General features: G+C 61.8%; 13 protein-coding genes. 5 read left to right on the top strand and 8 right to left on the bottom strand.

Annotation, left to right across the window (positions count from 1 at the left end; translation table 11 throughout):
* The first annotated feature begins 4 nt into the window (after positions 1-4).
* Complete coding sequence (locus tag FJQ55_RS08350; RefSeq protein WP_140827128.1) at positions 5-724, top strand: cytochrome c biogenesis CcdA family protein; 720 nt, start codon at positions 5-7, stop codon at positions 722-724.
* 17 nt (positions 725-741) lie between these two features.
* Here FJQ55_RS08350 and FJQ55_RS08345 read toward each other — a convergent pair whose 3' ends face one another.
* Positions 742-1,164, bottom strand: coding sequence for a ribosomal maturation YjgA family protein (locus tag FJQ55_RS08345; RefSeq protein WP_140827127.1), 423 nt, complete (start codon positions 1,162-1,164; stop codon positions 742-744).
* A gap of 52 nt (positions 1,165-1,216) precedes the next feature.
* Here FJQ55_RS08345 and FJQ55_RS08340 point away from each other — a divergent pair, with 52 nt between their 5' ends.
* The 4 genes from FJQ55_RS08340 (at position 1,217) to FJQ55_RS08325 (ending at position 4,465) form a co-directional block, all read left to right on the top strand.
* A complete protein-coding gene (locus tag FJQ55_RS08340; protein WP_140827126.1) occupies positions 1,217-2,089 on the top strand; it encodes a DUF817 domain-containing protein in 873 nt (290 codons plus the stop codon).
* A 124-nt stretch (positions 2,090-2,213) separates the two neighbouring features.
* Positions 2,214-2,651 (top strand): YciI family protein, encoded by a 438-nt coding sequence (locus tag FJQ55_RS08335; RefSeq protein ID WP_140827125.1) that lies wholly within the window; start codon positions 2,214-2,216, stop codon positions 2,649-2,651.
* A gap of 6 nt (positions 2,652-2,657) precedes the next feature.
* Entirely contained in the window at positions 2,658-3,086 is a 429-nt protein-coding gene (locus FJQ55_RS08330) for a VOC family protein (protein WP_140827124.1), read from the top strand.
* Positions 3,087-3,136: 50 nt separating this feature from the next.
* The gene (locus tag FJQ55_RS08325) at positions 3,137-4,465 is read left to right on the top strand and encodes an RNA polymerase sigma factor (protein WP_140827123.1); all 1,329 of its coding nucleotides are present in this window, start codon (positions 3,137-3,139) and stop codon (positions 4,463-4,465) included.
* A 110-nt stretch (positions 4,466-4,575) separates the two neighbouring features.
* Here FJQ55_RS08325 and FJQ55_RS08320 read toward each other — a convergent pair whose 3' ends face one another.
* The 7 genes from FJQ55_RS08320 to secY form a co-directional block, all read right to left on the bottom strand.
* A complete protein-coding gene (locus FJQ55_RS08320; RefSeq protein WP_140827122.1) occupies positions 4,576-5,484 on the bottom strand; it encodes an NAD(P)/FAD-dependent oxidoreductase in 909 nt (302 codons plus the stop codon).
* 179 nt (positions 5,485-5,663) lie between these two features.
* Positions 5,664-6,086, bottom strand: coding sequence for a 50S ribosomal protein L17 (rplQ, locus tag FJQ55_RS08315; protein ID WP_062282936.1), 423 nt, complete (start codon positions 6,084-6,086; stop codon positions 5,664-5,666).
* A gap of 116 nt (positions 6,087-6,202) precedes the next feature.
* Positions 6,203-7,213 carry a DNA-directed RNA polymerase subunit alpha gene (locus FJQ55_RS08310; RefSeq protein WP_062282933.1) on the bottom strand — a complete coding sequence of 337 codons (1,011 nt, stop codon included), beginning with the start codon at positions 7,211-7,213 and terminating at the stop codon, positions 6,203-6,205.
* A gap of 98 nt (positions 7,214-7,311) precedes the next feature.
* On the bottom strand, positions 7,312-7,701 hold the full coding sequence (rpsK, locus tag FJQ55_RS08305; protein WP_015915761.1) for a 30S ribosomal protein S11: 390 nt from the start codon (positions 7,699-7,701) through the stop codon (positions 7,312-7,314).
* A 129-nt stretch (positions 7,702-7,830) separates the two neighbouring features.
* Positions 7,831-8,199 (bottom strand): 30S ribosomal protein S13, encoded by a 369-nt coding sequence (rpsM, locus tag FJQ55_RS08300; protein ID WP_062282930.1) that lies wholly within the window; start codon positions 8,197-8,199, stop codon positions 7,831-7,833.
* 227 nt (positions 8,200-8,426) lie between these two features.
* Positions 8,427-9,077 (bottom strand): adenylate kinase, encoded by a 651-nt coding sequence (locus tag FJQ55_RS08295; RefSeq protein WP_140827121.1) that lies wholly within the window; start codon positions 9,075-9,077, stop codon positions 8,427-8,429.
* Positions 9,074-10,414 (bottom strand): preprotein translocase subunit SecY, encoded by a 1,341-nt coding sequence (secY, locus tag FJQ55_RS08290; RefSeq protein ID WP_140827120.1) that lies wholly within the window; start codon positions 10,412-10,414, stop codon positions 9,074-9,076. The genes FJQ55_RS08295 and secY overlap by 4 nt, the downstream gene beginning before the upstream one ends.
* Between the last annotated feature and the right edge of the window lie 229 nt (positions 10,415-10,643).

Below are 10,643 nucleotides of genomic sequence, written 5' to 3'. Positions count from 1 at the left end.
CATCATGCTGAGCGGCGGCATTCTCGCGTTTCTTGCCGGCGTGCTGTCGCTGCTCAATCCCTGCACGCTGCCGCTTGTACCGATCGTGCTGGGTGCTGCGGTGAACAGGCATCGTTTCGGTCCCGTGGCCCTGGCGGCGGGGCTCTGCCTGTCCTTTGTCGTGATCGGGCTGTTCGTGGCGCTGGTCGGCTTTTCGATCGGGCTCGATTTCACCGTGTTCCGTGTCACCGGCGGCCTGCTGCTGATGGCGATGGGCGTGCTGCTTCTGGTGCCGGCCGCTCAGGCCCGATTTGCGATGGCGGCGGGACCGGCGGCGAACTGGTCACAGGGCAAACTCGGCCTCGTCGATGAGAGCGGATTGAAGGGACAGTTTCTCGTCGGCCTGCTGCTCGGTGCGGTTTGGAGCCCCTGCGTCGGCCCGACGCTCGGGGCCGCCTCGCTGCTTGCTGCCCGCGGCGAAAATCTGGGCCAGGTGGTGATCACCATGACGGCCTTCGGGATCGGGGCAGCCCTTCCCCTTCTGCTGATCGGAACCCTTTCCAAGGCGGCCATCCAGCGGACGCGCGGACAGCTGATGACCATCGGGCAGCGCGGCAAGGCGCTGTTCGGGGTGCTGCTGCTCGTGACGGGGGTGCTGGTGGTGAGCGGGTTCGACAAGCGGGTGGAGACGGTGCTGGTCGAACTCTCGCCGCTCTGGCTGACGGATCTGACGACGCGGTATTGAGCGGTCGCGCGCGTGCCTCAGGCTGCGCCGAACGGCGACCGTTCGAGATGCCGCCGTTCAAGCCAGGCGGCCAATGCGATGCCGAGGCCATAGGCCAGGATGTTGTACCAGGAGAAGATCCGCCCGAGCAGCAGCGCGCCCGCGAGTGTCAGCCGGAATTCGTCGAGCCATGGTGTGTGGTAGAGGCGGCTGAATTCGATGAGGGCTGCGACGACAAAGGCGAGGACCGCCAGGCGGCCGATCGGTTGCCGTGGCAGAAGGGTGGCAGCCAGGAAGAAGACCATGGCGCCCCAGAGGGTCGAGCCGCCGTATTTCACCAGGAAATACGGCAGGCCGATCTCGTAGCCGCCGAGACGGAGTGTAACGCCACAAGCGATGATGCCGACAGCCGTCGCCAGCCGGCGCATCCGAAGTGACGTCGATGCCTTGATTTCGTCCATGAGCGCTTAGTAGTGAGGTTGCAATGGAATGCAACAGCGAAGGCGGTCGGCGATGACACTGGTGGCGGACGGGCGAACCGATCTCTTGAGCAGGCTCGACCAACGTCTGATCGATCACACGCCGCATCCGGACCTCACCGGCTTCAGGCGCTTCGTCGTCGAATTTCTGCTGTTCGGGATCAAGGAGGCGCGGGCCTGCCTCTTTGCCGGGCTGTTCTTCGTCTCGATCTTCGCCGTGCCACGGGCCGGGCTTTTCGGCATTCCACGCTATGACGTACTTCTGATCATCGCGCTTGCCATCCAGATCTGGATGGTGTGGACCAAACTCGAGACCACGGACGAGCTGAAGGCGATCTGCCTGTTCCATGTCGTGGGCTTCGTGCTCGAAGCGTTCAAGACATCAGGTGCCAATCCCTCCTGGTCCTATCAGGACTTCGCCTATACGAAGGTCATCGGCGTGCCCTTGTTTTCCGGTTTCATGTATGCGGCCGTCGGCAGCTATATCATCCAGGCCTGGCGGCTCCTCGATGTGCGCATCCGCCATCATCCACCCTACTGGATGGCGACCCTCGTGGCACTCGCCATCTATCTCAACTTCTTCACCCACCACTATATCGGCGATTATCGTTGGTATCTGGCCGCACTCGCGATCGGGCTTTATGCGCGCACGACGGTGATCTTCCGGCCCTTCGACCGCGACCGGCAGATGCCGATGCTCATCGCCTTCATCCTGATCGGCTTCTTTATCTGGGTGGCGGAGAATATCTCGACCTTTTTCACCATCTGGCATTATCCGAACCAGCTCGGGGCCTGGTCGACGGTGCATCTGGGCAAATGGAGCTCGTGGACGCTGCTGGTTATCATGACCTTCACGATCGTTGCTTCGCTCAAACACATTCGGGCGACCATCCACATTCCGAAGTGAACCGCTGCTGGAACAGCAGATGCCGGCAAAGATTTTTTTCGCATGCCGTGTCGAAATCGGGTTAGTTCGTTCGTTGAGGGGCAGGATCGCAAAAGCGGTCCTTCAGAACGAGAGGAGAGACGACATGCGTGTGATGGTGATGGTCAAGGCGACGGAAGACAGCGAAGAAGGCATCATGCCGCCGCCGAAGCTGTTCGAGGATATGGGCAAGTTCAACGAGGAACTGGTCCAGGCCGGCATCATGCTCTCGGGCGACGGGCTGAAGCCGTCGAAGATGGGCAAGCGGGTCGCCTTCGACGGGCCGGACCGTCGGGTGATCGACGGACCGTTCGCCGAGACACGGGAGCTGGTCGCCGGCTACTGGATCTGGGAGGTGAAGGACATGGAGGAGGCGGTCGCCTGGGTCAAACGCTGCCCCAATCCGATGATGGGACCGAGCGAGATCGAGATCCGGCCGTTCTATGAGATGGAGGATTTCGCCGAGATCGCCACGCCCGAGGGCCAGGCGAGCCACGACCGCGCCGCCGAAGGGCTCGCGGCGCAACAGAAGTCGAAGGGCTGAGTCCTCATGGCCAAGATGATCTTCATCAACCTGCCGGTCAGCAATCTCGACGTCTCCACCCGCTTCTACGAGGCGCTGGGAGCGACGAAGAACCCGCAATTCTCCAATGAAAATGCGGCCTGCATGATGCTGACCGACACGATCGGAGTGATGATCCTGACACACGACTTCTACCGGACCTTCACCAGCCGTCCGATTGCAGACGCCAAGGCGACGAGCCAGACGCTTCTGGCGCTGACCGTCGAGGCGCATGCGGATGTCGACCGGGTGGTGGGTGCGGCAAGTCACGCCGGCGGACGCGCCGATCCCAACCCGCCGCAGGACCACGGCTTCATGTGGAGCCGCTCGGTGGAGGATCCGGACGGGCATGTCTGGGAGATCTTCTGGATGGACCCGGCGGCCGCAGCGGGCGACACGACCAGCGTCGACGCCTGACCGCGATGTCTTCGGTTGACCGGACGGGCAGCCAGTCCATACTCCGCCTCATGACACGAGACGGAGATGCGATTGCGGTTTCGCCCGAGAGGGGCGAGATCATTGGCCGGGAGATCGAGGGTATCTATCGCATGGAGCGAGTCCGGCTCACTGCGGGGCTCGCAAGATATGTCGGGGACTTGAGCCTTGCCGAAGAGCTGGCGCAGGAGGCGCTGGTTTCAGCACTTGCGACATGGCCGACCTCCGGCATCCCGCCCAATCCGGGCGGCTGGCTGATGACGACAGCGAAACGCCGGGCCGTCGATCTCTGGCGCCGGAGGCGGATGATGGCGCGGCACGAAGCCTCGCTTTCCCATGACATCGAGACCGGCCGCAGAGACGAGCATGCGGCCATCGAGGCCGCACTCGACGACGAGATCGGTGACGAGCGGCTGTCGCTGATCTTCACCGCCTGCCATCCGCTCCTCTCCCGCGACCAGCGCACGGCGCTGACGCTGAAGGTCATCGGTGGCCTGACGACGGAGGAAATCGCCCGGGCCTTTCTCACCCCGGAAACGACGGTGGCGCAGCGGATAGTGCGGGCAAAGAAGATCCTGCGTGAGGGCGATGTTACCTTCGAAGTGCCTGTGGGCGAGGCGCGCGATGCCCGCCTCGCCTCGGTGCTGGAGGTGATCTACCTGATCTTCAACGAGGGCTATGCGGCAAGCCGGGGCGAAGATCTGATGCGGACGCAGCTTTGCGACGAGGCGATGCGGCTGGGACGCATCCTGGTGGGCCTTGCGCCTGGGGAGCCGGAAGCACATGGGTTGCTTTCGCTGATGGAGCTGCAGGCCTCGCGCTTCAAGGCGCGGCTGGCACCTGATGGCAGCGCGCAGACGCTGGAAACGCAGAACCGCCGGCTTTGGGACCGATTGCTGATTCAGCGCGGTCTCGAAGGGCTGGCGACGGTGAAGCGACTGGGTGGAGAGGACGGGATCTATGCGCTGCAGGCGGCGCTCGCCGCCGTACATGCGCGGGCGGCGCGGTTTGCCGAGACCGATTGGGCGCTGAGTGCTGCGCTCTATGACCGGCTGCTGGACCGCGTCCCCTCGCCCGTGGTGGCGCTGAACCGGGCGGTGGCGCATGCCATGGCGTTCGGACCTTCAACGGGGCTGGCGCTGCTGGCGGAGATCGAGGCGGAGCCGCAGCTTGCTGTCTATTCCCCGTTCTATGCGGCCAAAGGTGACTTCCTGTTTCGGTTGGGACGGATGGAAGACGCCGGGCAAGCGTTCGGGCGGGCCGCTGGGCTCAGCGGCAACGAGACGGAGCGGGCGTTTCTGAGGGAGCGGGTCCTGGCTTGCCGAGCTCGTCCTCTGGAGGCTGAAAACCCACCACTGTGATCTGTGATCTCTGATCGCTCATGACGACGCTGGCGAAGGCCGCCTGGGCTCCACCCCATAAATGCATCTGCCATTCGCGGCGAGCGCGTGGCTGATTCGGTGGAGCCGGACTAACCTTCCCTCAACCGGTTGTGGATCGCCGTTGCTGCCGTGGCGGCCTGACCGAAACCGACGGCCAGTTGGTTGAGCGAGTGGACAACGTCGCCGGCTGCGTAGATGCCTCTTCTCGAGGTTTCCTGATGATTGTCCACCGTGATGTGGCCGAGATCGTCGAGGTGGACGCCGAGACTTGTCCCGAGTTGCGAGCGGATCGAGCAGCCGAGGGCCGGATAGACACTGTTGAAGACCTCACGCCTCCCCTGCTCTGTTGTCACCTCGAAACCGGCGTCAGACACTCGCATGCCAGCGACACCAGACAGGACCGGGAATGCGCCGGTATCCCCGTTTTCGCTTGCCTCCTCGCGCAGCCTTGCGGGATTGTCGGCGATGATGGTCACGTCATCGGTGAAGGCCTTGAGGAAGCCTGCCTCGCGCAAGGCATGGCTTCCGGACCCCAGCACGCCCACCCGACGGTCGATGACCTCGTAACCATCGCAGACCGGACAGAGACGGATCACGCCGCGGGCGATCGCATCTTCCACATCAGGCACGCGGGGGATATGATCGACGACGCCGGTTGACAGAAGGATATGATGCGCGGTGAGAGTCCGCTCGCCCAAGGTGACTACGAAGCCTGCGGCCTCGCTCTCCTCGACACGGTCTACCAACGCCTTTTCGAGCGGCACCTGATAACGCCGGGCCTGCGCCCGCAAACGGTCCAGCAAGTCCACGCCACTGATGCCGTCGGGAAAGCCGGGGCAATTGTGTGTTCGCGGGATCCATTTCGCACGGCTTTCGCCTGCGTCAAGGACGAGCACGTTCCGGCGGAAACGCGCGAGATAGGTTGCCGCCACAAGGCCAGCGGGGCCACCGCCGATGATGATACAATCAAAACTGTCTATGCTGGCTGCGGCCGTCATGAAATCTCCTGTGTGCCGTTTTGCAAACACCGGGAGATGCCGGTTGTTCCATCTTTGGCGGAGCGACGAGCCGGTGGCTCACGGTCTCGCGGCTTGATCAAGAAACCCACGCAACCAACGCAAAAAAGCCGGGTGATCGCTCACCCGGCTTTTTTCATCCTTCCCTTACGGGAGGAAACTTACGCTGCTTCAGCTTCGGCTTCAGCGGCGACGCGGGCCTTGTCAGCTGCGCCCTTGGCGTCGACATCGCGTTCAACGAACTCGATGACGGCCATGGCGGCGTTGTCGCCCTGGCGGAAACCGGCCTTCATGATGCGCAGGTAGCCGCCGTTGCGGGTGGCGTAACGCGTTGCGATGGCGTCGAACAGCTTGGCAACGACGGAGACGTCGCGGATCTGCGAGATCGCCTGACGGCGAGCATGCAGGTCGCCGCGCTTGCCGAGGGTGACGAGCTTTTCGACGATCGGGCGAATTTCCTTCGCCTTCGGCAGGGTGGTGACGATCTGCTCATGCAGGATGAGCGAAGCCGCCATGTTGGCGAACATCGCCTTACGGTGGCTGGCGGTACGGTTCAGCTTGCGGCCGGCTTTCTGGTGGCGCATGGCTATTCTCCTTTAAGTGCAGGCTCTGTCTCAGAGGCTGCCGTTTCCTGACACATACGGGCATTCGCCCGCAGTTTGACGGGGAAAGGCAGATTTAGAGGCTGCCTTCACTGTTATTAATACTGGTCTTCGTAACGCTTCGCGAGATCTTCGATGTTCTCGGGCGGCCATGCCGGTACTTCCATACCGAGGTGCAGGCCCATGGAAGCGAGAACTTCCTTGATTTCGTTGAGCGACTTGCGACCGAAGTTCGGCGTGCGCAGCATTTCTGCCTCGGTCTTCTGGATCAGATCGCCGATGTAGACAATGTTGTCGTTCTTCAGGCAGTTCGCCGAACGGACCGAAAGCTCCAGTTCGTCGACCTTCTTGAGCAGAGCCGGGTTGAAGGCGAGTTCGGTGACCGACTCTTCTTCGACTTCCTTCTGCGGCTCGTCGAAGTTGACGAAGACGCCGAGCTGATCCTGGAGAATGCGGGCTGCGAAAGCAACTGCATCTTCACCGGTGACCGAACCATCGGTTTCGATGGTCATCAGCAGCTTGTCATAGTCGAGAACCTGTCCTTCGCGGGTGTTTTCCACCTTGTAGGACACCTTCTTGACCGGCGAGTAGAGGCTGTCGACCGGGATCAAGCCGATCGGTGCATCTTCCGCGCGGTTACGCTCGGCCGGGACGTAGCCCTTGCCGTTGTTGACCGTGAACTCCATGCGGATTTCTGCGCCTTCATCGAGGGTGCAGATGACATGGTTGGGGTTCAGGATCTCAATGTCGCCGACCGTCTGGATGTCACCGGCGGTAACAACGCCCGGACCCTGCTTGCGGACAACCATGCGCTTGGCATCGTCGCCGTCCATCTTGATGGCGATTTCCTTGATGTTCAGGACGATGTCGGTGACATCTTCGCGAACGCCCGGGATAGACGAGAACTCGTGCAGAACGCCGTCGATCTGGACAGCGGTAACCGCTGCACCACGAAGCGACGACAGGAGAACGCGGCGCAGAGCATTGCCGAGCGTCAGGCCGAAGCCACGCTCGAGCGGCTCGGCGACGAGGGTCGCCTTGGTGCGGCCGGAGGAGGAAAATTCCACCTTGTTCGGCTTGATCAGTTCCTGCCAATTCTTCTGAATCATGATTTTACCTTCCGTTCGCCATCACCATTCAATCGTGACGGCCGAATATGAGAAGCACCGGGAAGGCGAAAACGCCTGCCCGGCAAGACGAAGAATGATTAGACGCGACGCTTCTTGCGCGGACGGCAGCCATTGTGCGGGATCGGGGTCACGTCGCGGATGGACGTGATCATGAAGCCGGCAGCCTGGAGGGCGCGCAGAGCGGATTCACGACCCGAACCCGGACCGCAGACTTCCACTTCCAGCGACTTCATGCCGTGTTCCTGGGCCTTCTTGGCGCAGTCTTCAGCAGCGATCTGGGCAGCAAACGGGGTCGACTTACGCGAACCCTTGAAGCCCTTGGCACCAGCAGACGACCAGGCAATGGCGTTGCCCTGTGCGTCGGTGATGGTGATCATCGTGTTGTTGAAGGTCGAGTTAACGTGAGCAACGCCCGACGAAATGTTTTTACGTTCGCGACGGCGAACGCGTGTGGCTTCCTTGGCCATGGTCTTCCTTTCAGTTGATCTAAGCACCGCCGTAATGCCAGCGGCTACACCAATCGAGGCAATAGGATGAAGGCAGTGGGCACCAGGTCACCCTGACGCCCACTGCCCTTTTCCGAATGCCGCGAAAAATTACTTCTTCTTACCAGCGATCGCCTTCGCCGGACCCTTGCGGGTGCGGGCGTTGGTGTGCGTGCGCTGACCGCGAACCGGCAGGCCGCGACGATGACGCAGGCCGCGGTAGCAGCCGAGGTCCATCAGACGCTTGATGTTCATCGCGGTATCGCGACGAAGATCGCCTTCGACCTGATAGTCGCGGTCGATGGTTTCGCGGATGGCCAGAACTTCGGCGTCGGTCAGCTGGTGTACGCGCTTTTCAGCGGGCAGGCCGACCTTTTCCATGATTTCCTGTGCAAACTTCGGTCCGATCCCGTGAATATAGGTCAGCGCAATAACAACGCGCTTCGCAGTCGGGATGTTGACGCCAGCGATACGTGCCACGCCTATTCTCCTTGCTTCCAGTTGCCATCCGGCAAGTGGTGTCTCGTTACACGGCCCGAATGAGCCGCAATTACAAATCGGGTTCTCAACACGTCAAAACGATCGAACCCGTCTTCCGTCGCAGGAAGAACGCGCCGATCGCAGTCATGTCGCGAGTTGGCGCGGTCTTTAGCGGAATCAGTCGACAAAAGCAACCGATCCCACGAAGATTCTTGGAACCGCTCGGGTCAGACCCGGGCGAGAATGGCTTCAATCTCGGCCGTGACGGCATCGATCTCGCCCATGCCGTCCACCGAATGCAGCTTACCCTTGGCGTGGTAATAGCCGATCAGCGGCGAGGTTTCCTTGTAATAAGCCTGGAGGCGGGTGCGGACCGTCTCCCTGTTGTCGTCGGGACGGCGCTTGAAATGCGTGGAACCACACTTGTCGCAGACCCCTTCCACCTTCGGCTTCAGGTTTTCGTCGTGGTAGCCAGCGCCGCAGTTGGCGCAGGTGTAACGGCCGGCGATGCGATCGGCCAGGATCTCGTCGTCGACGCGAATCTCGATCACGGCCGACAGCTCGATCTTTTTACCCGACAGCATGGCTTCGGTCGCATCCGCCTGAACCAGCGTGCGCGGGAAGCCATCGAGAATGAAGCCGTTGGCGCAGTCAGGCGCATCGATGCGTTCGGACACGATGGCGATGACGATGTCGTCGGAAACCAGCTTGCCGGCGTCCATGACGGCCTTGGCGCGCTTTCCAACCTCCGTGCCGGCGGAAACCGCGGCACGCAGCATGTCACCGGTGGAGAGCTGCGGGATGCCGTGCTTCTCCACGATCCGCTGGGCCTGGGTCCCCTTACCCGCGCCCGGCGGTCCTAACAGAATCAGTCTCATCGTCCCCTCTTTCCTCCACGCAGCTTCGACTTCTTGATCAGGCCTTCATATTGCTGGGCGATCAGATGTCCCTGGATCTGTGCTACAGTATCAAGGGTGACGCTGACAACAATCAAAAGCGACGTACCACCAAGGGCTAATGGAATGCCGGTGCGTGCGATGAGGAGTTCGGGAAGAATGCAGACGAAGACGAGGTAGATCGCGCCGATGACCGTGATGCGGGTCAGGACGTAATCGATGTATTCGGCGGTGCGGTCACCGGGGCGGATGCCCGGGATGAAGCCGCCATGCTTCTTCAGATTGTCGGCCGTGTCCTTCGGGTTGAAGACGATGGCCGTGTAGAAGAAGGCGAAGAAGGCGATCAGGGCGGCGTACATCAACATGTAGACCGGCTGGCCGTGGCTGAGCGAGGCGATGATCGTGGTTGCCCAGGCGGGCATCTGGGCGCCGCCGGCAAAGCCTGCGGCGGTCGCGGGCAACAGCAGCAGCGAGGATGCGAAGATTGCCGGGATGACGCCCGAGGTGTTGAGCTTCAGCGGCAGGTGCGAGGTGTCGCCCTGGAACATGCGGTTGCCGACCTGACGCTTCGGATACTGGATCAGCAGGCGGCGCTGGGCACGCTCGACGAAGACGATCAAACCGATGACGCCGATGGCGACGACGATAACGGCAAGAATCAGCAGGGTCGAGATGGCGCCGGTGCGACCCAGTTCGAGGGTGTGGGCAATCGCGGTCGGCAGCCCTGCTGCGATGCCAGCGAAGATGATCAGCGAAATGCCGTTGCCGATGCCGCGCGAGGTAATCTGTTCGCCGAGCCACATCAGGAACATGGTGCCGCCGAGCAACGTCAGAACGGTCGAAACCTTGAAGAAGATGCCCGGCTCGACGACGATGCCCTGCCCCGATTCCAGACCGACTGCAATGCCATAAGCCTGTAGGGCGCCGAGCAGCACAGTGCCGTAGCGGGTGTACTGGTTGATGATCTTGCGGCCCTGCTCGCCCTCTTTCTTGAGGTTCTCAAGCGCGGGCACGACCGAGGTCATCAGCTGCACGATGATCGAGGCAGAGATATATGGCATGATGCCGAGGGCAAAGATCGCCATGCGCTGGACAGCGCCGCCCGCGAACATGTTGAAGAGGCCGAGGATGCCGCCGGACTGGCCTTGGAAGGCCGCCGCATAGGCTTCGGGATTGAGGCCAGGCAGCGGAATATGCGTGCCGAGGCGATAGACCAGCAATGCGGCCAGAGTGAACCACAGGCGCTTCTTCAGATCTTCCGCCTTGGCGAAAGTCGAGAAGTTGAGGTTCGAGGCCAGTTGTTCCGCTGCAGAAGCCATGAAATTCTCCGCAAACCTCGACCGGCGCGACTGTCGCGGCCGCAGGCTGTTCGTTCAAACTGTTCTTTCAGAAAACAGGGCGCGGGGAGAAGTTGGCGAGCAACCGCATGCCTCACACCCTTGTTTTCCAGATGACCCGGAAGACGAAACGACGTCCATTCCGTCCTGGGATCGTGAGGCTCACATATGGGAGCAAAATCGCCCGGTGTGAAGCACCCCGGGCGATCGT

It is taken from the genome of Rhizobium glycinendophyticum (assembly GCF_006443685.1).
Classification (GTDB): Bacteria; Pseudomonadota; Alphaproteobacteria; order Rhizobiales; family Rhizobiaceae; genus Allorhizobium; species Allorhizobium glycinendophyticum.
Note: the sequence above shows the minus strand (reverse complement) of the source record. Positions and strands in the feature narration are given on the sequence as shown.